25 protein-coding genes are annotated in these 22,634 nt (G+C 38.4%); 7 read left to right on the top strand and 18 right to left on the bottom strand.

Features of this window, described 5'->3' with window-relative positions; translation table 11 throughout:
* Positions 1 to 1,278 precede the first annotated feature (1,278 nt).
* From BGC07_RS09665 to BGC07_RS09655, 3 genes are all read right to left on the bottom strand, one after another.
* Positions 1,279 to 2,181, bottom strand: a complete 903-nt coding sequence (locus BGC07_RS09665) for an HAD-IA family hydrolase (RefSeq protein ID WP_069312931.1) — start codon at positions 2,179 to 2,181, stop codon at positions 1,279 to 1,281.
* Between the two features lie 432 nt (positions 2,182 to 2,613).
* Positions 2,614 to 3,135 (bottom strand): hypothetical protein, encoded by a 522-nt coding sequence (locus tag BGC07_RS09660; RefSeq protein WP_069312930.1) that lies wholly within the window; start codon positions 3,133 to 3,135, stop codon positions 2,614 to 2,616.
* Positions 3,136 to 3,240: 105 nt separating this feature from the next.
* On the bottom strand, positions 3,241 to 3,543 hold the full coding sequence (locus BGC07_RS09655; protein ID WP_235603075.1) for a hypothetical protein: 303 nt from the start codon (positions 3,541 to 3,543) through the stop codon (positions 3,241 to 3,243).
* A gap of 171 nt (positions 3,544 to 3,714) precedes the next feature.
* On the opposite strand from BGC07_RS09655, the gene panC reads away from it, so the two are divergent.
* Together panC and astE are read left to right on the top strand one after the other, a co-directional pair.
* Positions 3,715 to 4,536 (top strand): pantoate--beta-alanine ligase, encoded by an 822-nt coding sequence (panC, locus tag BGC07_RS09650; RefSeq protein ID WP_069312928.1) that lies wholly within the window; start codon positions 3,715 to 3,717, stop codon positions 4,534 to 4,536.
* 122 nt (positions 4,537 to 4,658) lie between these two features.
* Positions 4,659 to 5,687 (top strand): succinylglutamate desuccinylase, encoded by a 1,029-nt coding sequence (astE, locus tag BGC07_RS09645; RefSeq protein ID WP_069312927.1) that lies wholly within the window; start codon positions 4,659 to 4,661, stop codon positions 5,685 to 5,687.
* An 87-nt stretch (positions 5,688 to 5,774) separates the two neighbouring features.
* On the opposite strand, the gene BGC07_RS09640 is transcribed toward astE, so the two are convergent.
* From BGC07_RS09640 to BGC07_RS09625, 3 genes are all read right to left on the bottom strand, one after another.
* The gene (locus BGC07_RS09640) at positions 5,775 to 6,083 is read right to left on the bottom strand and encodes a hypothetical protein (protein WP_069312926.1); all 309 of its coding nucleotides are present in this window, start codon (positions 6,081 to 6,083) and stop codon (positions 5,775 to 5,777) included.
* Between the two features lie 44 nt (positions 6,084 to 6,127).
* Positions 6,128 to 7,429 carry an MFS transporter gene (locus BGC07_RS09635; protein WP_069312925.1) on the bottom strand — a complete coding sequence of 434 codons (1,302 nt, stop codon included), beginning with the start codon at positions 7,427 to 7,429 and terminating at the stop codon, positions 6,128 to 6,130.
* Between the two features lie 587 nt (positions 7,430 to 8,016).
* Positions 8,017 to 9,063 (bottom strand): Bcr/CflA family efflux MFS transporter, encoded by a 1,047-nt coding sequence (locus BGC07_RS09625; protein ID WP_069312923.1) that lies wholly within the window; start codon positions 9,061 to 9,063, stop codon positions 8,017 to 8,019.
* Between the two features lie 117 nt (positions 9,064 to 9,180).
* On the opposite strand from BGC07_RS09625, the gene BGC07_RS09620 reads away from it, so the two are divergent.
* Positions 9,181 to 10,086 carry a LysR substrate-binding domain-containing protein gene (locus BGC07_RS09620; protein WP_069312922.1) on the top strand — a complete coding sequence of 302 codons (906 nt, stop codon included), beginning with the start codon at positions 9,181 to 9,183 and terminating at the stop codon, positions 10,084 to 10,086.
* Positions 10,087 to 10,103: 17 nt separating this feature from the next.
* On the opposite strand, the gene BGC07_RS09615 is transcribed toward BGC07_RS09620, so the two are convergent.
* The 8 genes from BGC07_RS09615 to BGC07_RS09585 form a co-directional block, all read right to left on the bottom strand.
* A complete protein-coding gene (locus BGC07_RS09615; protein WP_069312921.1) occupies positions 10,104 to 11,078 on the bottom strand; it encodes an ATP-binding protein in 975 nt (324 codons plus the stop codon).
* Positions 11,079 to 11,171: 93 nt separating this feature from the next.
* Complete coding sequence (aroK, locus tag BGC07_RS09610; protein ID WP_069312920.1) at positions 11,172 to 11,696, bottom strand: shikimate kinase AroK; 525 nt, start codon at positions 11,694 to 11,696, stop codon at positions 11,172 to 11,174.
* A 228-nt stretch (positions 11,697 to 11,924) separates the two neighbouring features.
* The gene (locus tag BGC07_RS23260) at positions 11,925 to 12,080 is read right to left on the bottom strand and encodes a hypothetical protein (RefSeq protein ID WP_268801647.1); all 156 of its coding nucleotides are present in this window, start codon (positions 12,078 to 12,080) and stop codon (positions 11,925 to 11,927) included.
* On the bottom strand, positions 12,031 to 13,287 hold the full coding sequence (gene pilQ, locus BGC07_RS09605) for a type IV pilus secretin PilQ (RefSeq protein ID WP_268801646.1): 1,257 nt from the start codon (positions 13,285 to 13,287) through the stop codon (positions 12,031 to 12,033). The genes BGC07_RS23260 and pilQ overlap by 50 nt, the downstream gene beginning before the upstream one ends.
* 28 nt (positions 13,288 to 13,315) lie before the next feature.
* Positions 13,316 to 13,684 carry a hypothetical protein gene (locus BGC07_RS09600; RefSeq protein WP_069312919.1) on the bottom strand — a complete coding sequence of 123 codons (369 nt, stop codon included), beginning with the start codon at positions 13,682 to 13,684 and terminating at the stop codon, positions 13,316 to 13,318.
* A gap of 1 nt (position 13,685) precedes the next feature.
* Positions 13,686 to 14,207: a hypothetical protein gene (locus BGC07_RS09595; RefSeq protein WP_069312918.1), complete on the bottom strand. Its 522-nt coding sequence runs from the start codon at positions 14,205 to 14,207 to the stop codon at positions 13,686 to 13,688.
* Positions 14,197 to 14,718 (bottom strand): PilN domain-containing protein, encoded by a 522-nt coding sequence (locus tag BGC07_RS09590; protein WP_069312917.1) that lies wholly within the window; start codon positions 14,716 to 14,718, stop codon positions 14,197 to 14,199. The genes BGC07_RS09595 and BGC07_RS09590 overlap by 11 nt, the downstream gene beginning before the upstream one ends.
* On the bottom strand, positions 14,715 to 15,578 hold the full coding sequence (locus BGC07_RS09585; protein WP_069312916.1) for a hypothetical protein: 864 nt from the start codon (positions 15,576 to 15,578) through the stop codon (positions 14,715 to 14,717). The genes BGC07_RS09590 and BGC07_RS09585 overlap by 4 nt, the downstream gene beginning before the upstream one ends.
* Positions 15,579 to 15,698: 120 nt before the next feature.
* On the opposite strand from BGC07_RS09585, the gene BGC07_RS22220 reads away from it, so the two are divergent.
* The 4 genes from BGC07_RS22220 to BGC07_RS22215 all read left to right on the top strand — a co-directional run bounded on the left by BGC07_RS22220 (position 15,699) and on the right by BGC07_RS22215 (position 20,129).
* Positions 15,699 to 16,376: a transglycosylase domain-containing protein gene (locus BGC07_RS22220; protein WP_235603074.1), complete on the top strand. Its 678-nt coding sequence runs from the start codon at positions 15,699 to 15,701 to the stop codon at positions 16,374 to 16,376.
* Between the two features lie 5 nt (positions 16,377 to 16,381).
* Positions 16,382 to 18,028 carry a penicillin-binding protein 1A gene (locus BGC07_RS09580; RefSeq protein ID WP_235603073.1) on the top strand — a complete coding sequence of 549 codons (1,647 nt, stop codon included), beginning with the start codon at positions 16,382 to 16,384 and terminating at the stop codon, positions 18,026 to 18,028.
* 84 nt (positions 18,029 to 18,112) lie between these two features.
* Positions 18,113 to 19,885 carry a methyltransferase domain-containing protein gene (locus BGC07_RS09575; protein ID WP_235603072.1) on the top strand — a complete coding sequence of 591 codons (1,773 nt, stop codon included), beginning with the start codon at positions 18,113 to 18,115 and terminating at the stop codon, positions 19,883 to 19,885.
* A complete protein-coding gene (locus tag BGC07_RS22215) occupies positions 19,842 to 20,129 on the top strand; it encodes a hypothetical protein (RefSeq protein WP_235603071.1) in 288 nt (95 codons plus the stop codon). The genes BGC07_RS09575 and BGC07_RS22215 overlap by 44 nt, the downstream gene beginning before the upstream one ends.
* A 38-nt stretch (positions 20,130 to 20,167) precedes the next feature.
* On the opposite strand, the gene BGC07_RS20640 is transcribed toward BGC07_RS22215, so the two are convergent.
* The 4 genes from BGC07_RS20640 to asnS all read right to left on the bottom strand — a co-directional run bounded on the left by BGC07_RS20640 (position 20,168) and on the right by asnS (position 22,616).
* Complete coding sequence (locus tag BGC07_RS20640) at positions 20,168 to 20,341, bottom strand: hypothetical protein (protein ID WP_158006904.1); 174 nt, start codon at positions 20,339 to 20,341, stop codon at positions 20,168 to 20,170.
* On the bottom strand, positions 20,338 to 20,490 hold the full coding sequence (locus BGC07_RS20635) for a hypothetical protein (protein WP_158006903.1): 153 nt from the start codon (positions 20,488 to 20,490) through the stop codon (positions 20,338 to 20,340). Before BGC07_RS20635 ends, BGC07_RS20640 begins: the two co-directional genes overlap by 4 nt.
* A gap of 103 nt (positions 20,491 to 20,593) precedes the next feature.
* Positions 20,594 to 21,103, bottom strand: coding sequence for a phospholipase D family nuclease (locus BGC07_RS09570; protein WP_235603070.1), 510 nt, complete (start codon positions 21,101 to 21,103; stop codon positions 20,594 to 20,596).
* 121 nt (positions 21,104 to 21,224) lie between these two features.
* On the bottom strand, positions 21,225 to 22,616 hold the full coding sequence (asnS, locus tag BGC07_RS09565) for an asparagine--tRNA ligase (RefSeq protein WP_317135126.1): 1,392 nt from the start codon (positions 22,614 to 22,616) through the stop codon (positions 21,225 to 21,227).
* Between the last annotated feature and the right edge of the window lie 18 nt (positions 22,617 to 22,634).

The following is a 22,634-nucleotide window of genomic DNA, read 5'->3' as shown; positions in this document are numbered from 1 at the left end:
ACTTTCTCTTTTTTCTCATCCAATAACATTTTCATAACGACCACCAGCTCACAATTAAAAAATATTTCTAAAACTTGTGTTAGCACCCTAAAATCACATTATCTAGTTATGGCTCCGAAAAGCTTTATAAACAGAGAACATCCAACAAGTTAAATTTTAAAACAAATAAAATCAATAAGTTAATTAAAAGGCGACCTCTCTAAATAATGTTCAAAGGCCCAAAAACCTGAGCATTCTACCCCGAGCTTCAAGTAATCTTCAATAAAGAAATCGATGAAAAAGCTATATTTATCAACAAGCACATCGACACCCTAACCGTTCTAAATAAAGCTAACTTAGAAACAATACCAAATAAGGATTAAAAGTTATTAGCAAAATTAATTACATCAGTTAACCCTCACTCCATAACCATAATAAGGATATCTATAAATTTTAATCTCATAAATAGAGTGCCGATGCTACATTAGCACTTTATTAAAATCAACTATTTTTAATTGATTAAAATCATCAATTACTTTTGTAACGGTTCATAATAGAATAAAAGTAAGTGTTGCAATTAAAGCTGCTAATTTTTTTAACAAAAAATAAAAGTAATGATTCTTGAAATAGACGCTCGTAAAAATACTATTGCTTTCCTAATATACGCTTGCTGGTCTTTAGCTCTTTATCATCTCATTTAACATCGCCTGTATAGTAGTTAGCTTGAAGGATCACTATTTTTCCAAAAATATTATGTGCTATCTGTGTGTTGGAAACACGCTTATCCTTTGGGCTATCACAACATTAAAAATAAGGGTTTCTCACTCTGCACCTCAATTAGAAAGCAGAATTCAGCGAGCATAAACACAGACACTACAGCAGCTGGCGCACAGATGAAGTTATATTCAGATCAATGAAAAATGAGCTTATTATATTAACATGTTTATAAATTTAATAAAATTATTGTATTTTTCCTTACAAAAAATAAGACCGCAAGGTAATACTAAAATTTTAAGAAAGCCATGAAGTCAAATGCATGCTGAAGAAAGTAACGAGTGATAAGAGTAAAGCAATATTAAGCCCTATGCTCTGCTGGTTTTATCTGGTCTTTATCAGCTTTATATTCAAGCAAAATAAATAAAATATCTCAATAGCATTATTGAATAAGATGATCGAGGAGTAAATCATGCGGGCAAAGCAATCCTAAGATTTTAATTATTTTAGTTTACGCATGAAAAATACAAGAGGCGCTCTCGCTTGAAGAAGAGGCACCTTGATTTCATAAATATTAAACTAAAATTATCCTGTCGTGCAAGCAAGGTGGCTTTGTGCCATTATATCTGGCAATTCTGAAAGGTTATCAAGAACAATATTCGGCTCATAGCGCTTAGATAACAATGAGTTTAATAGCTCCACATGATTAACATTATTCCATGCAGTTAAGTAACCAAAAGCTCGGGAACCTATCGCATCAAACCCTGCACCGGCAACATGTAATATTTGATCTTTATTCAAATGGGTTTTTTCCATAACCTCTGCATATATTTTCGGATCAGGTTTGAAACGATTGACCGAACTTGATGATATAATGTAACTAAATATCCCCTGATAACCCTCATTATTAATAACATCTTGAATACGTTGCCGGCTGCCATTGGATAATATAGCTAACTTATAGCCCGCCTGTTGTAACTTCTTAAGAGCACCGATCGTACCAGGCAAAGGTGTCAATTTATCCCAAGCATTCATCATACTCGCAATATCACTCTGACTAAACTTTAAATTCTTTGTAAAACTCAATGAACGTATCGTATAAGTCAAAGTGGATTTTAGCATCATATCAAACAGCTGAAAGTGCTGTACTCCTACCATTTTAGCAACACTTGTACTCTGAATATAACCATTGTAATTTTTCGTTGTAGAGTAATTACTAAACCAAGTATCAGTAAACTGTTTAATTTGTGCCGGTGTCAATTTCTTGCTTTTCAAAATGGATGTAATATTTCTAGTTACAGAAGAAGCAGACTCTGAAAGCGCAGCATATAGATCAAACGTAATCAGTTGAATATTAGCTAATTTACGCTCAAGCGAACATGGAACCTTGGAGTGAGCCAGGCTCAAACTCGGCATAATCAGCAATAACGATAAAGCGATTTTGCGCATTAATTGAAAGTGCCAAAGTAAACTCTTTTTCCTAAACATCTCTGTTTATTCCCTATTCAATAATCATTATCCAAACCTTCGCAGGTAACCCAGCATAGCAGTATAGAATATTTTCTACTTCAAGAACAATAACCACTTGAAAAATTACCGATACAGATTATTTACCTGTCAAAGAGTGAAACAAATGCCTCAGTAATATAATTAAGCCATACCCTTATTTATAGCTCCCTTACATACTTAAAAGGCATAACGTATAATTAATAACGCCTGCCACTAAAAAATAAACCTTAACTAAGTTCCTATTATTTTTATGCTATTGCCAGCTCAGCTCTTGATGTAATCTATTACTGCCTTTAGTTTTCAGTAATCTAGAGTTCTTTCTATTTTCAATTTCTACTATAAAACAAAAAACAGCCTTACAAATAAAGTCACTTTAATAAATAAAAACATCATAATATTAGCTATGTATGCCTACAAAACAAACTCATCTTTAGGATCCATAGCACCAATACCAGTAGAACCTAATTGGAAAAATAGAAAAGAATCGTTTTGTGCGTGCTCTTTTCTAGCTACAAAACCAGACCACTTTTGTAAGCTCTCAACTGCTTTTCTGTGCTCAAATGGGTTTCTAATGCTTCCACCCCACGAACCACTAGCCGCCCAATACTGCATTCTAGCTGGTATTTCAGCAAACCCTTTCAACTGGCTAGTTTGAGCCAAACAGCCTGCGGATTCACCGTACCCCTCATTTTGATATTGTTGCAAAAAATAAGCGTATTCACTGCTGTTAATCTTCTTTGTGACTTCTTGCATGATTTTTTCATACTTCACAACATCTTTTTCCGTTGGAACCAACCGATTGAATTGATTGAAAAAATCATTTAAATTTCCAACAAACTGCCTAATTGCTTTATCTGATGCAGCACCATCATTTATTCTCATTTCTGAGTAATTGATCGCCTTTAAATTCTCTAAATTGGTAAAATTAGTCACATTAAAACCCTGTATATAATGTTTATCTCACTTAAATGATAACTTAAAAAAATAACAAAATGAAATATTTTTATTAACCTTAAGTTAATTTTTAGTAAACCAATACTAATGATTAATCACAACAACATTCCGCACACCGTTGTTTCTGGCTAAATCTACATTCACTTTGACTACTGCTTGAGACAGAACATGGGTTTGCTGGAAACTACCTTGGCTAGAGTTTAACGCCTTCACTGTTGATTTTTTTTGCAATAACTGACTACTATCGCTCACGTGAATCACTCGCGCATGAATATGAATCTTCGCACTCGCAGCAAATATTGGCTGCACAACCCACCCCAAGAAGATCAAGACACTCACGGCTAAGCCGCTATAGTATTTCCTGTTCATGAAACGGATTTTAGTCAAAAACATATGTCTTTGATTGATCAAAAAAGTAACGCATTGATTCAACAATGAACGTATTTATTTATTACTTAATTTGGAACCTTTATAATATAAAAACACATTAAAGTTTAATCACCCGAATAATAAACTCTATGGAAATCCCTATGGAAATCAAAACAAAAAAGTCTAGACATTAATGAGTTAGTCACATCGTGGCAACAACAGGGGCTAACGGTTGGCCTCATCCCTACGATGGGCTGCTTGCATGATGGCCATATGAGCCTGGTACGTCATAGTCAAAAAACCATGGATAAAACAATTGTTTATATTTTTACGAACCCCATGCAATTTAATGATTGGAACGACTATCTTAACTATCCAAAAACTCCTGAAGCTGATCTTGCTTTATTAGAAGAAAATCAAGTAGACGCCGTATTTATGCCAAGCGAGCAAGAAATCTACCCACAAGGCTTTAAAAATACGACCCAAGTAAGTCCAAATATCGCTGCGGATACCCACCACTTAGAATCAGACTTTCGTTCAGGTCACTTTACCGGAGTGCTGACGGTACTGACTAAAATGTTCAGCATCATTCATGCCGATAAGGCATTTTTAGGTGAAAAAGATTACGATCAGCTTACACTCGTGCGCAATATGGCCGAAGACCTTAACCTTTATACTCAAGTTGAAGGTGCACCGACAGTTCGTGAAGGTAGTGGCCTTGCCATGAGCTCACGGAATACTCACTTAAATCAACAGCAAACAGCAATGGCTCCTTTGATCTATCAAACTCTCAGCCAAGCGGCAGCTGCATTAAAAGAAGGCGCAAGCATTGAGCACGTAGAGCAGCAAGCCAAGCACACTCTTAATCAAGCTGGCTTTAAAACCGAATATTTTCGTGTGCTCACACCAAGGCTCAAAATGCCAACAGACTCAGACAAACAGCTCACTTTGTTGACAGCCGCCTACCTAGGTGATGTGCGCCTGATTGATAACTTGAGTTGCACTCGCTAAATAACCTGAAACAACCATCCAAGCTAGTCTCAGAGTGCTGCAATGCACTCTGAATAACACTTTACAAGCTCACTCAGATCATCAACACTAGAGGTCTATTATTTTAGGAAAAGCAGGATGTTATGGAACCTTTCAAACAGTTACTTGATACACAGGACTTTATTACCACCACAATCGAGCACATCCATAGTGAGCACCAGATCGAGTCTTTTACTCTTAACCATCATACTAAAGTCACCCTAATCGACAATGGCATACTCTCCTTCGAACCTTTGGATAGCCACCATAGCCCATATGATCTTATTCTTTCTTCTGGCATCCACGGCAATGAAACCGGACCCATCGAGCTATGCAATAGATTAGTGCAAGATTTACTCAGCGAAAAGCTGATCACGCAAACGCGCGTATTATTTATTTTAGGTAACCCACTGGCCATGCAAGCGGAAAAACGCTTTGTTGAACACAACCTCAATCGCCTATTCTGTGGTGCTTATCAGGAAATTAATAATTGCTATGAAAAAGACCGCGCTAAAAAGCTAGAGCATTACGTAAAAAGCTTCTATCAAAGTGGTAACTCACCGCGCTTGCACTATGATTTACACACAGCCATTCGGCCTTCTCACTTTGAAAAATTTGCAATTTATCCCTATCTAAACGACCAAGGTCATTATAATAAAGAGCAAATTTCTTTTTTACTTGATTCTGGCATTGAAACTTTATTGCTTTCACACAAACCCACAACAACCTTTAGTTTCCATACATCAAAGAACTTTAATGCTCATGGTTTCACCTTGGAGTTAGGAAAAGTCCACCCCTTTGGTCAAAATGACCCCAATAAATTAATTAAATTGCAAAATAATTTAATTGCACTGATCAACAACGGCAAACTCGCTCAATCACAAAATTTAAATAACCTAAATTCGTTTACCGTTCACCATGCATTAATTAAAACTTCTGATAACTTTGAACTACACCTAGGAAAAGATATAAAAAACTTCAGTTTATTACCACTAGGCTCGACGGTCAGCTCAGATGAGCAGGATAAATATAAGGTAAAGTATGATGATGAGCGCATCGTCTTCCCAAACCCCAATGTCCCTGTCGGCGACTGGACCGGTTTAGTCTTGCGACCTTGCACACTTGAATTATAATTTCATCAAGCTTTATTTCATTAAATTTAAAATAAATAAAAAATCCCATATCTCATGGGTTTTTCTTAACTAGCTTCAAATAAAAAACTAGGCTCTAATATCTACTAAAGTTCCAATTGTATCATTGGCAATCTGTAACACTTTCGCTCCCACCTCCGCTTGGTTCGATGCTTCTAACAGACCGACCATAGGAGTCACAATACCTTGACCAAATTGGGCGGTTCGCTCCGTTTCTTCCAACTCATTGACAGCAACCACGGCTGGGCGATTTTCCTGCTCTGCCACTGTATCTGGAGCAATGCTAAAGTGCGCGATTTGGTTTGCATTCTCACGCAACTCACCAATACCTGCATTAATTGCAGCTAAACCCGATTGAAATGCACCGACAGCTTGCATATACCAGCCTCCAAATCAATACTCCATCCTTTACAATTTGACCATTAGCTATTTACTAAGTTCTCTTTTTTCATCATCTTAGTGATCCAAAATAAAAAGACCAAAGATAAAACCAAATAAACAGGAAGCAAGCTAAAGGCATGAACATAGTCTTGGGTGGCAAAAACCGGAGTATGGTTCAGCTCTTTACCTCGCCAACCAAGATCTAAAGCATAGCCCACTAATGGCTCAGTGACCGCCCCTAAGATCGCATCCCCAGTATTCACCATCGCCACTACAGTACCTGCGAGTAATAATGAATTCATATCTTTTGCCATCGCAAAACCCAACATAAACGCACTAGTACCAAAACCAAATAAAAACATCAGGATGCTTAGTACAGTATTGTGTAATCCTGGGCAATACAATAAAAATAACACGCTCACTAGAGTCATAAAACCACCAAGAAACATCCAAAAGCTGCGCTTGCCAAAATAGTCCGCTAGTGCACCGAATACAGGCCCACCTACCCCTAAACCGATAAAGACTAAAGAGGTGAGCGATGCTGCTTCTGTCGTTGTTAAGTGATAGCTTGTCACCAAAAAGGGGTTACCCCAAAGGCCAGCAAAAACAGCCAAAGGTGCAAAGGCTAAACCACTATAGAGAGTTAAAAGCCAGTTTGCCGGTCGTTTTAATACATTAATAATATCTTGCCAACCGACCTTTCGAGTCTGTTGTGCTGCTGGTTGAGCATTCGCCTTATCGCGAACAAATAATAAAAATAAAGCAGCAAAAACAACCCCTAATATTGCACAGAGTTCCAAAGAACGCCTCCACCCCTCAGAGGAGACCACATGTGCTAGTGGTACCTGACCAAAAACGGCGCCGATCATCACCGCTGTCGGCACTAAACCACTTAAAAAGGCAAAGCGTTTCGCATCAAACCAGGTCGCAGCAACTTTTAAATAAGTTACGGTTGCAAAGGCCACACCCACCCCCATTAATGCTCGCCCCACTTCTGCCCATAGCAGCTGATCAGCATGAGCAAACAGCAATGTGCCTAACGCACTGACTAATAAAGCGAGAGAACCAATATAACGCGCACCAAAACGATCGAGTAATGGTCCTGAAAAAATCTGGATGATCAAATAACTGTAAAAAAATGTCGCGGCCAAGTTACCTAACCCTGCCCCATGCACACTAAAGGCTTGCATCAAATCAGCGGTCATCACCGATGGAGACACTTGCAATACATATTTATAGAATAAAAAACAAGCACATAGGCCAATCGCAAACCAAGCCAAACAACTCCGATTGCCCGTATTTTCTTCTCGATACGCCTCTACAGTTAAACTTTCAGCTCTCATACTACATTTCCTTACTGGCAATAAAAAAGCCTCGGACCCGAAGGTGCGAGGCTTGTGTTTAATACTTTACAGCTTACACAGGCCCGCACCGCCGTATAATAATGAGCGCAATAATAATTCGTGTAATCACTGTTAATGCACTTATCATCATAGAATCAGTCGAACCTATCAAAATCGTATTGAAAAACTTTACTCACCCAACATAGCAAGCTTTAAACTAGCTGTCAATAAAATGAACTATAAGCCAGAGATGTGTCTGAGCAAGTCAGCTAACGTCGGCACGAGCAATAAAAACCCAATGATCACTAGAAACGAAACAATTTTACGATAACCATACATGACGCCACTCCCGATATCGCCAGTATTGAATTTACTGCTATTGTACTGCAACAAGCTTAATAGTATATGAACTTTATGATTATTATGCATTTTTATAACGCATGGCTCCATGCTGTGCTCTGCGCAAAAATATTAATAAAAATAAAGAGAAACAAAAAGCGCTAGATAAATCCAACCTAATGCTTCTATAGAGGTCCAGTGCAACTTAGCAATCACTGAGGTAATCGCTGCGGTCCCCACCATTTGAATTACACCCGATAACGCTGCTGCTGCCCCGCTTTATCAGTAAAGGGCAACAATCCCCCTGAAATTGAATTGACCAAAATAAATGAGACAGCAAGCCCATTAAAAGCCAAAGTGATCAACAAGGTAATCACGGATGAAAAATCTAAAGCTGCCTGTAACAAAAAAGATACACTCACTAGCGCTAAAAGAATCATACCAGCTTGAATTAATTTATCGCCAGAGACAAGGTGGGATAATTTGTGCTGTATTAAGTTGCCGAGCAAGAAAAAAGCGGGCTGAACGAGCATTAGATAACCCGTTATTTCTGCAGAAAAACCAAATTGCGCCTCTAATAAAAATGGCGTATTTTCTAAGCAAATAATCATTGCCAAGTAGCCAACAAGCACAGACAAAACATAAACCAAAAATATCTTATTTTTTAAGACGAACTGATAATTTTCAAGCAAATCCCGAGCATTAAAAGATTCACCAGGCTGACGTTTATATACATTTGTTTCTGTTAGTTTTGTAAAAATAATGATTAATAAAATAAAGCTGTATATGGCTAATGCAACAAAATTACTCCGCCAATTAAAGTGTTGTTGCAAGAAGCCACCAAGACTCGGAGCTAAACCAGGTGTAAATGAGGCGGCAATCGCAAGCACACTAATCGCTTTACGTAACTCAGAGCCATGAAACAAGTCCCGAATTACCGCGCGTGCGAGCAAAGATAAAGCGCTAGCACCTAAGCCCTGTAAAAACCTTGCACCCAGTAGAGAGTCGAAATTCATCGCATAAATCGCCCATACACTACTGCCAGCCAATATCATAATGCCTAATAATAGCAATGGTTTTCGACCTAAGTGATCCGATAAAGCTCCATAAAATAACTGAGAAATACCAAAACTTAAGAAAAACACACTCAAGGTTAATTGAGTTTGGCCTACGCTAAGCTGCCATTGATGGCGAATGGCAGGTAACGATGGCAAATATAGGCTTACAGCCAACTGGGATGCCACAACACCTAAGATCACCAAGGTAAAGTTAAAATTACGATGATTATATCCCATAAGACATCAACCTTTTATTCACTCCACACTTAAAAACAATCAACACATTGTATTTTATTTCCTAATAGTTGATAATACAGCAATCAAGAAATAGATTGCTTCCAAATAGGAATCAATGTGGACTGGCATAAATGTGCACAAAGTTTTATACAAATCGTTGAGGATCAGAGCTTTGCAAAGGCAGCGCGCAGCCTTTACAGCTCTAGTTCTGCGCTTAGCAAGCATATTAACTGGCTAGAAGATCAGCTGGGCGTTCAACTGTTGCAACGTACAACACGCCGGCTTGATTTAACCGCTGAAGGCGAATGCTTCTATAGACAAGCCAAGCAACTGCTTAACGAATGGGAGCAACTCAAAGAAACCGTATGCAATAAAAGCAATGAGCCTCGTGGAATGTTAACGGTTGGCATTTCCGTTGTCTTTGGTAATCGCTATATTATCCCTCTACTCCCCGAGCTTCTCGCGCTCTACCCCCAGTTGAAGATTAATGTCAAAACACTGACTTACCCTGTGCTGCATAACATAGAAAATTTGGATCTGTATTTCAGTCACAAGCCCCCTGATTTTTTCTCAAGCAATATGGATCACCACACAATAAGCGATGCTTATTTGCAGATGTTTGCCTCTCCCGACTATCTCGCTGAATACGGCACACCCAGCCAATTAGCCGACCTGAAAGGTCACAACTGTCTACTTAGCACGGGCAACGATACACCGAATAGATGGGAATTTGAAAATGGCAAATCAGTCCAAGTTCAGGGTAACTTGATTGCCGATAATAATGGTGCACTAATTAAGGCTGCTGTTGCAGGGCTAGGAATTATTTTCACAAGCCCGCTAGCGTTTGCAAATGAGTTAAAAGGTAGTTTAGTCCCCGTTTTACCCGAGCTTCATTCACCACGTTGGGCAATTTACGCCTACTATCCAAAACGTAAGACTCTACCACTTAAAACACAAGCCTTCCTCAATTATATCGAGGAGAAACTGCAAGACATTTTACCCGTCATGCCAATCAAATCGTAGTGGTTCTTATGGCAATATCAGCTATTTTTCCCGGGTAAAATAAGCGGTACACTCACCTCACCAGGTTTTAACTGTGCCGTCGTTTTATTTGCAGTGATACTATGCTGATTTGAGTGATTAGAATTAGACTGATTCGCCGTAAAAGCAATAACAACACTGATTAGCACCAACAAGCTAAAAATAACCGCCCAATTACGATAATTCCAGCGTATGCGCGCCTGGTCAGGTGCTTTTTGCTGAACCAACTGGCGAGAAATTTGGTTAATACGTCCAGGTAAACCTGTTGCACCCTTGAGCACTAAATCGATATCACGCTCACTAAAGGCAAAAACATCTGATAAACCACGCAACTTGTCATCCAAGTACAACTGAACCTCAACCTCAGAAAAAGGCTTCAATTTGCAACAGTATAAATACTCTTGCCAGTTTTTCTCACCTAATATTTCCTTAAGTTGGCGAGTCAGACGCTCTTCGCCCAATAGCAACAGATGTAACATACATCCTTTCTTATCACGCAACTTAGCAGCCAGTAATAACAACATACTTAGCACTTGAGGGCGAAAATAGTCAGCATGGTCTACAGCAAGCACATAACTCACGCCGGTATGCCGGCTTTCTTCCATGTATTTGTAGATGTAATCAAAGTAGTCTTCTGTAGTCGTGCAATGCTCAGGCGCAGGCAAGTAAAGCGCATCGATAATCGCACGCAATACAGCAAATTCAGTGTGACCTTCCTGACCTTCGATGTGAGTAAATTGGGCGCGCTTATCTAAACGCTGCTGTAATAATTCTAAAAAAGTCGACTTACCCGCACCAATCGGCGCATAAACTGCAACGACATAATCGCTATAGCACACAGTATGGCTAATTAACTCCAGCTGTTTATTCCAGCCAGGGGTAATATACGGCTTAAAGCCTTCACTATTAGAGTCAAAAGGATTATTCAGTAACTTAGCAAAGTTACTTTTCTCAGCGGATTGGGCGTAGGCCATGAATTATCCCCTTGCGCCACTTATGTGCATATGGACCATAGCCAGTCGCTCCCTTATTATTTTTATTATGCTCTTTCTATCTTTATTTTGGCATTATGCTTCTGTTGCTAATGCCTGGACAATTTCATTGGCTACCGAACGTACGGTACGCGTGTCTGTTGCGACCGTGCAATCTGCGATACTACGATATAATTTATCGTATTCATCCATCATCTGTTCGAGTAACTCTCGACGGTTTTTGGCATACTGTAAACTCGGTCGACCTCGATCGTAAGCCGTTCTATTCAATTGCTGCTCTACGGAAGCATATAAATAAACAACCGTTCCCCTTGCAGCCAGACATTTGCGATTTTCTGCAGAATTGATCGCGCCACCGCCTGTTGCCAATACGATACCACTACGCAAGCTTAAGTCCGCAATAACATCTTGTTCACGGGCACGTAGTCCATCTTCACCTTCTACATCATAAATCCAGTCTATACCGACACCTGTGCGATCTTCCAGCTCTTGATCAGAGTCAACAAACTCCATTCTTAGCATCTGTGCAAGATGACGACCAATTGTACTTTTTCCTGCCCCCATTGGGCCAATGAGGAATATATTATTTGGTCTACTCATGACTAAGTATTCACTTCCTCTAAATCTAACAGTATTTAATCGCGATGCGACTTAATAATACGTGACGACACACCCACTTTACTATCACGATATCAAGGCACTAGCCAAACAACCTACCCTTTTGGTTATTTGCTCATGATATCCATAATACAATAATCCGGAGCTATTCTACCCCGGATCACATTTTAAGACTAGCGCAGCATCGCAAGAAGTACAAATTAAGTTCAATCATACCTTTAGCGTCGGCATAATCTTAGGTGTCACAAAGATTAATAGCTCTTTATTCACTGTGCTGTGACTGCGGCTTTGAAATAGCCAACCGATTCCAGGCAAATCAGCAAAAAAATGGCACTCGACGAACAATGTGATGTTTCTCCTGCTCATAAATTCCACCAAGAACAATTGTTTCACCGTCTTTTACCAAAGCTTGTGTTTTAATCACTCGAGTATCTATCGCTGGAGGCAAAGCATTCGCACTACTGCCCCCATCCCCTGCTGTTAACGCACTGCGTGAGTCCTTACTCAAGCGAATATTTAAGATAATATGCTGATCTGGGGTAATATGCGGTGTAACCGTTAACCCTAATACCGCTTTTTTAAAGCTCACGCTCGCCGCCCCACTCGACGCACTCTCTAAGTAAGGGATTTCCTCACCTTGCTCAATAAATGCTTCTTTATCATTTGCAGTTAAAAGTTTTGGTGTTGAAACAACTTGTGCTTCTCCTTCACTTTCCAGCGCTTGCAGCTCCAAATCTAATAATAAATTGCCAGGCAACTTTGCAATCGCTAAGGCAAAACGCCCAAGCCCTGATCCAGCAGAACTATCTGAAAAAGGCAAGCTTACATTAAGGCGATCGGCAATATCTGGAGTCCCTCCTTGTCTAATGGTATTTGTCACACTTATCGACCCCGCGGTCGCTACTGTACTTCCTCCCCCTGAAATACCAAATTTTACTCCTAAGTCTTTTTCAAAACTGCGATTAGCAATCACAACTCTTGCCTCTATCATTACCTGCTGCACAGGCTTATCCAGTGCGGTGATAATTTTTTTAATCTCTTTAAGTTTATCTGGGTAGTCTTGCACCAGTAGAATATTTGTTCTCTGATCAAAACTAACACTACCTTGTGTTGACAAAATATTACCCGCCTCTCCTTTTAAAATAGCTGCCATTTTCTCCGCACTGCCATAATGAATATTGACAAATAATGATTCTAATTTATCACCCACTTTATTATTATCGCCTTGATTATTACTCATATTATTTTTAGCAATAATCAATATATTGCCATGCCTATTTTTCCTTAAGTTTTCAGCCTTTAAAATGACATCCAAGGCCTGCTGCCAAGTCACTTTCTGCAAGTGTAAGCTTATCGAACCTTTAACATCATCATTAATCACTAAATTCAAATGGGCAAATCCAGCGATTAGCTGCAAAAGCTCAGACAAATCAATTTCATCGAAATTTAGGCTAATTAATCGATTTGAATCTACCACTAATCCATTATTGCCCACAGTAGCACCCGAAGTTGTGCGGTCTAACAAAGTTGTATTTGTTGCACCTAAGCAACCAGGAACCGCTATAAGCAACATTAAAAATATCACATAAAAAAATTCCATATTATTTTTTTACTTTACCAATAATTAAAATATTATTATCATTCCTTAATACCAACTTATTTTTATAAATTTCATCCACCCTATAACCATAAAAGTTTTGACCAAGATAAATTTCATATAACTTATGCGCTATTCTATCCTTTACAATAGCCAACTTTTTGTTGCTTAAAACCACCCTACCTAAAAAAACAAACTTATCAAAATAATCATTATCTAAGTCACTACCGGCAATACGTTTACCACAGTCAGAGTCACCACAAAAAATATCTCTATCAATTTTATCAAATGGCACTTGCTTTACATTTGCCAGCACGCTGCCCTTAATAATAAAAAGAAAGCAGAATAGATTAGTCATAAAATTAAACTTCATGCTATTTCTCACCATAAACATTAAATATCATCTCAACTACTAAATTGTTCTTTTTCCCAGAAAACGACAATGAGTAAGATTTTATCAAAAATTGCATTTTTGATTTTTGCAATTTATCTAAAAACCTTATAAAACCCAAGTAGTTTACAGAAGCGATCAGTTGCAATGAAACCTTGTCGAAAAAAGCACCTTGCTCTTGAGCTATTTTTTTAATTTTTGATTGCTTCAAAGTCCTGCTCTTGTGAATCACATCCATGATAAAATTAACATTTTTATTAATTTTATTTAATTTATAAACCGTTAATTTATTCCTTAACAGATCATAATTATAATGTGCTGATTTTAATGCATCAGCAACTTTTTTATCAATTTTAACCTCACCAAGGAATAAAAAATAATCTGTTTTTGCCTTGTTATAATTGAAATATAAATATAACATGACTATCATTGTAAAACTTAACATACCAATTATAACAACATTAAACCATCCTAATTTTTTATAAAAATCTATATTACTTAACATGCCAATGTGCCAACAAAGAAAACTCAGATCGAGAATCAATATTGCTTTTATTAATCAAATTAATGCTATTAATAGTAAAATCTTTAGATGATCTAATAGACTTAATTAAACTATCTAAACTTTTTTTATCTAAAGCATAACCTTGAAAATTTATTAAGCCATCGTGATAAGAGACACGATTAAAATAAACATTCAATGGGGTTACTTTATAAACCTCATAGAGACTCATAAAAGATAAGAAACTTTCATCATCAAGATCTTTTAATTGATTCAACTTTTCCTCGGCTGACTTTATCTTTGCTCTAATCAAACCAAGATCATAACGTTTTTTATCAACAGATGATTTGTGATTAACATAAAAAATAGATTGTCTATATTTTTCTGATTTAAATAAAAAACAAACAACAACCACCCCTAAAAATAAAAAACAATTAAAATGATAGCTATGAAAAAATCTACTAGATGATAGAACAGATTCCTGCTTGACCTCAAGAAAATTAATATTTTTCATAAAGCCCTATAACTAAGCGCTAGCGCTAAAGCTAAATCATCACACTCAGCATCAAAATCAAATTTACCCTTTATTAATTTCGATAAATTATAAACATTAAAATTTTTAACATTAATAATGTTTTCAGAGCCAAATATAAAAATATCCATTATTTTGTCATCGCCAGAATGATTAGATAATATATTAACCACTTCAGCAACCTCACCGATAACTTTTTCAAGGTGAGTATGATCATTAATTTGTCTAAAAATAGGCTCTATATAGACCTTTTCATTATCTATTAAATAAAATAAGCAGCCCTCTTGATTAGCTTTTACAACCAACCCATCAGTTATATTCTTATCAGGGATTAATTTTTGACATAAGTCAAATAATGCGTAAATATCAACATTAACAGCAAAAACACTTAAAGCATTGCTGGTCAGTGCTGAAGTTAGTTGATACAGAGTTAATTTTCGAACAGCAATAATATCTAAATAATATTTTTTATTAGAATAAAAGTAATTAGCGTAAAAGCAAAGGCTATTAACGTCGAGCTGCCACTGCGCTGCCATATTAGACATAGCCTGCTTTTTACAAAGAGACAACTTTATTTTCTTATCAACTTCGGTACGACTCTCTAAGAGATTTTGATAATTTAATGACAAAACAATCTTTTTGTTATTTAAATAACTAAAACATTTTTTTATTGTTAGAGACAGGGATTGTTCTAAAGCACATTTAAAAGGAATTTTTGAATAATTAGCAAGCTTAAGTCCAGAACACTTAGTCCATTCGCTTTCAGCAATATATAAACACTGCCGATCCCAATTAATGCCAACTTGGCGATATTTTTTGTGCTTCCTTGCCAAAAATAACATTTTACACCACATATATTCTATAAATAATATATATAATACATAATCACATCCTCAAATAGCAACCCCCAACATCCACATGTATACTATATATCAAGGAAGCTTTAGAAAAAGAGGCCATGGATGAAAGCATTACGCGTTTTCACTTGGTTGACAATTACGTTACTGCTACTAATCACGCTGACAATAGCAGGCTTGCTCTATTACATGACAAATAACCTGCCAGATGTTTCAACCTTACGTAACGTACAACTACAAGAGCCTTTGCGGATTTATAGTGCTGACGACAAGCTCATCGCAGAAATTGGCAACAAACGACGCATCCCTGTCAGCCTTGCACAAATCCCTAAAGACCTGATCAATGCGATTCTCGCTACTGAAGATCACCGCTTCTATCAACACAATGGTGTCGATATTAAAGGCCTTGCTCGTGCGGTCATCGGTCTGGTGACCACCGGTGAAAAACGTCAAGGTGGTAGTACGGTGACAATGCAAGTTGCACGTAATTTTTTCTTATCACGCAAAAAGACCTATCTACGCAAATTTAATGAGATACTACTCGCCTTTAAAATAGAGCATGAACTCACTAAAAATGAGATTCTTTCCCTGTATCTTAATAAAATCTACTTAGGTCAACGTGCCTATGGTGTTGGCGCTGCAGCTAAAATTTACTATGGCAAATCTGTTGGCGAATTAAACCTTGCTGAAATGGCCATGATTGCAGGGCTGCCTCAAGCACCGTCTGCGATCAATCCAATTTATAACCCAAAAGCCGCAAAAAACGCCGCCGCCATGTTCTAACTCGCATGTTGCGCTATGGCTATATTAATAATGAACAATATCAAGAAGCGATGGCCGCCCCCATAAAAACAAAGTTTCACCAAACCAAGAGTGAAATCTATGCCCCGCATGTCGCTGAAATGGTCCGACGCTATATGATCCAGTTGTTTCCAAATACAGCTTACACAGGTGGTTTTAAGGTTTATACTACGATAGATTCATCACTACAGTCAGCCATTAATCATGCGCTCGAAAATGGCTTAACCGCGTATGATTATCGTCATGGCTATCGCGGTCCAATCGCTAACATTAACCTTGAGCATCTACCGCATGAGGCACTGCTCAAACAGCTTAATCATTTCCCAACCATTAAAAATAGGCCAACAGCCGTTATATTATCAATCACAGAAAACAGCGCCCAAGCTTTACTAAAAAATAATCAACAGATCACCATTCCTTGGCCAGGGTTAGCTTGGGCAAGGCCCTATATCAATGAAAAGCGCCGTGGCCCTGTTCCTAAAAAGGCGAGTGATATTATTAGCCCGGGTGATGTTATTCTCGTCCAACATCAAAAAGGCCACTGGCAACTCACACAAAAACCTGCAATAGAAGGTGCCGCGGTCAGCCTTAATTCCAATAATGGTGCGATTCTTGCTCTGATTGGTGGCTTACCGTTCACGCAGAGTAACTTTAATCGTGCTATTCAAGCAGAACGTCAACCCGGCTCTAGCTTTAAGCCTTTTGTGTATTCGGCTGCGCTTGAAAAAGGTTATACCGCAGCATCTATTATCAATGACTCACCAATTGTACTCCCGGGCAATGAAGCCTATGAACTCTGGCGGCCACAAAACGATAACCGCCGCTTTCGCGGGGCAACTCGCCTACGCACCGGCTTAACGCATTCGATGAACTTAATTTCCATTCGCTTATTGCAAGACATTGGTATTGATTATACTCATCAATACGTTCAGCGCTTTGGTTTCGATGCGCACTCCCTACCACAAAACCTTTCTTTAGCACTCGGAACAAATACAATTACCCCCTTACAGCTCGCATCTGCTTATAGCAGCTTTGCTAATGGTGGTTATCGGGTGATTCCTTTTTATATCGATCGTATCGTCAACGCAAATCACAACATATTGTTTCAGGCCGCACCACCGACGGTGCCAAAATATCGCCAAGGCGATCAACCAGAAGCACAGCGCATTATTAGCGCTCAAAATGCTTATATTATGACCAGCATTATGCAAGACGTCGCTCGTAAGGGAACAGCCAAGCGGACACAAGAGTTAAAACGTCAAGATATCGCGGGCAAAACAGGCACAACCAACGAACAGCAAGATGGCTGGTTTGCAGGCTTTACTCCTGATATTGTCACCACCGTTTGGGTCGGCTTTGATAACCCTCAACCCACAGGGGAGTACAGCAGCAAGCTCGCTTTGCCCATCTGGATAGATTATATGAAAACCGTTATTAATTATTATCCAGAACGACGTTGGCCTCGCCCAGATAATTTAGTCACTTTACGTATAGATCCACAGACCGGCCAACTTGCACAAAGTTGGCAAGAAGATGCTGTGTTCGAAACCTTTAGAAACGAGTATGCTCCAAAAAATTATAGTAATAAGGCAAATAATTATTTGCCCAATGACTCTCAGCAAGATTTATTTTAGTAGCTCATCGCTTTGATTTTCAAAGTAATATAAACTAATTAATAAATTAACGACGGTAGATTATTAAATTAGGATAATAAACTCATGGATGTGATGACTAAAGACGCAATTGCCCATATGCTAGAAGATGCTAGCCAATCGTTTAATCGCAAGAATTTCATTGATTCAAAAAATACATTAAACCAATTAATTAAGCAACATCCCCAAGTCGCTGAAGCTTGGTATCGACTCGCACTGGTGCTTTACAAACAAAATAAATTTTCCAGTGCCATTGAAAATTTACAACATGCCATCAAGCTTGAACCCAACAATTATATTTATCATCATCAACTTGGCTTAAGCTATAAAGCTGCTGGAAAATCACTGGAAGCTTCACACAGTTTATTGCAAGCTATTAGTTTATACCCTCAGGACCGTGCTATTTTAACTACTTTAATCACCGAGCTTAATAGCCTAAGAGCGGCTCACCCAAAACAAACCCTTAAGTTTGTCCGCACATTAAGTCAAATTTTTAAGCAAGACACGGGATTACAGTTAGCAAAAGCAAATCTATTAAAAGGTTTATCTCTCGTTGATCTAATTGCAGAAGATGCCAGCGTACTTGATGATGTTTACCAAGTACTCGATCAAAAAACCATTGACTCACGCCCATTTGCACCACAGGTACAAATTTTAGCGCTATCAACGAATAATTTAGACGATCACCTTAAAGACCTACTTCAACATAAAAGTATTAAAACATTGCCTACAGAAAAAGTTCACTCTGTTATTTCTCATCCATTACTACTTAGGATCCTCACCAGCTTCTCTATTACTCATGAAAATATAGAACGACTTCTGGTCAAAATCAGAAAGTCTTTTCTTTATCATGCAACTCACAAAGAAATTACGATAACTCAAGAAACACTGACATTTTTAAATTGCTTGGGTCAACAAACATGGTTAAATGAATACGTTTATACTGTCGATGCAGATGAGCTTGTTTGGCTTAAGCAGCTTCATAAAATCATCCATTCAACTGAGCTTAGCCCTGTTAATTTTATCCACAACACACTCCTATGGTATTGCTATCACAGTGTTTCTGAAGATGAGGTGACTCTACATAAGAGCTTACAGTATTTAAATGCTCCATTATTACAAGCTATTTTTAATCAGTATCGTTCACTGCAACGTGAAAAAACTCTACAAAAACATTTAAATAAAACAACCAGTATTAAAGATAAAGTCTCTAAGAAAGTCCGCAATCAATATGAGGAATCTCCCTATCCACGCTGGATTTCTGTCGATATTGAACCGGTCAAACGCAGTGTTGGCGCACTTATCCAAGAGCATCTCCCTCATTTTTCACCACCAAAACCACTATTAAAACCCGCACGTGTTCTAATCGCAGGGTGTGGTTCTGGTTATCAAGCCATCAACTTAGCTTCATGCTGTGAGGCCAAAGAGATTATCGCCGTTGATCTAAGTACAGCAAGCCTCAGCTATGCTAAACGCATGGCTGAAGAATTTAATATGACTAATATTCAATTTCAGCATGCCGACCTTCTTGAGCTACACGAAGCAATGGAGCAGCCTTTCGATTATATTTTAGCAAGCGGTGTCCTCCACCACTTGAACGAACCTCTCGCTGGCTGGCAAGTACTCACCAATTTATTAAAACCAAAAGGCGTTATGCTGATTGGCCTATATAGTAAAGCAGGGCGTAAACCAATTATTCAAGCAAGAAAGTACATAAAAGAACAAAGCTTAACCGCAACGCCAGATATTATACGTAAATTGCGTGCTGATATTTTTGAAAATAAAGAGCATCCGCTTGCCAAATTATCTAAATGGCGTGAATTTTTTCACTCTCAGTGAATGCCGTGATCTAATTTTTCATGCCAAAGAGCATCAGTTTACACTGCCACAAATAAAATCAGCCCTAAACAAACTCTCATTGCAGTTTCTTGGCTTTCAAACGGGGGATTTGGCTTTGGGAGATGATAAAAACAAAATGACAGCACCTGAGAGCTATACTGACCTTGACCTATGGACAGAATATGAGAAAAATAATCCAGAGCTATTTTACTGCATGTATAACTTCTTCTGTCAAAAATCTTAATTTTTATTGAAGCAAACTGATTTGAGCTCCTCGTGAGCTCAATTTTGCTTAGTCGCTTGCTTGTTATTTAGCTGATTAAATAACTCTTTATGATAATTTTGTGCCTCTGAGCAACGCGTAAAGCGTTTAATACTCTCAGGCTTTAGGCTGCCATTTTTAAAAACAGCAACTTCAAATAGCAACGGCTGTTGGTCTTTTGCTTGCTTGCTCAAAAAATGAAAAAAACAGTTGAGATTACATAATCATTCGCTTTATCACAATAAATAATATGGCGATTTTCACGCCGCTGCTGCTCAATTAAAAAGTAGTCTTGATAATTAATCAACACAGGTTGATCATGATTATCTAAAACGTAGAGCATCGCCTACCCCTTTTATTATTTATTACAGCTTTAATCTAAGATCTTATTGTTTAAATAACAATGTTTATTCCAGCATAAAAAATAAACATTATATAAACATTAATCAAGAGCACTGATTATAGCCGCAATAATATGCAACCGCCTGGGAAGCCTGCTGCCTTTTATCATAATTAGCAATATAGAGTGATGCCAGTTTTTTATTTTTTATAATTAATACATTTTCAGCATTACGCTTTTGTGCTGAATAAGTAAAATTAAAGCTCCCTGTAACAACGATATCACCATCAATAATGATCACTTTATTGTGAGCAATCGCCGGTTTAGCATCAATCAAAAACTTAATATGATGAGACTTCAATGCCTTAATCACATTATAGCGCTTTTTTAAATTACTCTTATCTAATAATAACTCTACTTTTACACCTCGCTCTTGCGCCTTAATTAAAGCTCGCACAATCGGCCAAGAAGTAAACGAATAGGCTTGTACCCTAATTGAATTTTTGGCCGTATTTATTGTTTTTACAATTAAATGAGTACACTTTCCTCCAGGAGTAAAGCAAACTTGGTACGGTGCATTTTTTAAAATCCCCGCGAAACTTAAACTGGCTGGCATAAAATTAGTCAGCATTATTAAAAAAATAATAAAGGGGGAAAAATAAATAACTGAGCTTGAACATGGTTATTATTTAAAACTTATAAAAAAGGCCGTGATCACGGCCTGAATATTATTAAATTTAGAAGGGGATATTGCCTGGCGTTCTTGGAAATGGAATCACATCCCGAACATTGGCAACACCAGTCACATAGCTAACTAAACGCTCTAAGCCTAAACCAAAGCCGGCATGGGGCACTGTACCATAACGACGCAAATCTAAGTACCAACCTAAATGCTCTTCACTCACACCGACTTCGGCCATGCGTGTTTTTAATACATCTAAACGCTCTTCACGCTGGCTACCACCGATGATTTCACCGACTCCAGGGGCTAAAACATCCATCGCCGCTACGGTTTTATTATCATCGTTTAGGCGCATATAAAAGCTTTTAATACCTTTCGGGTAATTCATGACGGTAACAGGTTTGCCTACTAAATCTTCACATAAATAGCGTTCATGCTCAGAAGCGAGATCAACGCCCCACTCCACTGGGAATTCAAACTTTTTCTTGGCTTTTAATAAATGCTCGATGGCCGTGCTATAGTCCATAATCTCAAAGCTAGACTGGCTAATCGTCTCTAAACGTGAAATCGCTGCTTTATCGACACGCTGAGCGAAAAATGCCATATCATCCGCACATTTTTCTAATAACTCAGCACTAACAAATTTCAACATTCTCTCAGCGAGTGCTGCATTATCATTAAGATCCGCAAAGGCGATTTCAGGTTCGATCATCCAAAATTCAGCTAAGTGACGGCTGGTATTTGAATTTTCAGCACGGAAGGTCGGCCCAAAGGTATAAACTTTAGACATGGCCAAGCAATAGGCTTCAACATTGAGCTGACCTGAAACCGTCAAAAAAGACTCTTGACCAAAAAAGTCTTGCGAGTAATCAATCTCACCTTTGTCCGTGCGTGGTAAGTTCATCATATCCAAGGTGCTTAAGCGGAACATCTCACCCGCGCCTTCACAATCACTTGCCGTAATTAATGGCGTATGCACCCAAGAGAAGCCTTCTTGGTTTAAAAACTGATGAATTGCCTGGGAAACACAGTTACGCACACGCGCCACCGCACCAAATAGATTCGTCCGCGGGCGCAAATGAGCGACTTCGCGTAAATATTCCACGGTATGGCGCTTGGGTGAAACCGGGTAAGATTCTGGATTTTCAACCCAGCCGACAACTTCAATCTGGCTCGCCTGAATCTCGAACGATTGGCCTTTACCGGGTGATTCCACCAGCTCACCGCTTGCAATCACCGCACAGTCTTTGGTCAGTTTGGTAATTTCGTCGTCATAATTATTTAGATTATTTGCAGCAATAACCTGAACCGAATCAAAACAAGAGCCATCATTAATGGCAACGAAAGAAAGACCTGCTTTAGAGTCACGGCGCGTGCGCACCCAACCTTTTACAGTGACAGTATCACCGACTTTAGCAGACCCTGCTAAAATTTCTTTAACACTCATGGTCATAGAGAAAATCCT

Origin of the sequence: Piscirickettsia litoralis (assembly GCF_001720395.1) — a bacterium.
In the GTDB taxonomy this organism is placed as follows: Bacteria; Pseudomonadota; Gammaproteobacteria; order Piscirickettsiales; family Piscirickettsiaceae; genus Piscirickettsia; species Piscirickettsia litoralis.
The sequence above is the reverse complement of the archived record's forward strand: the minus strand, read 5'-3'. Positions and strand labels throughout refer to the sequence as shown.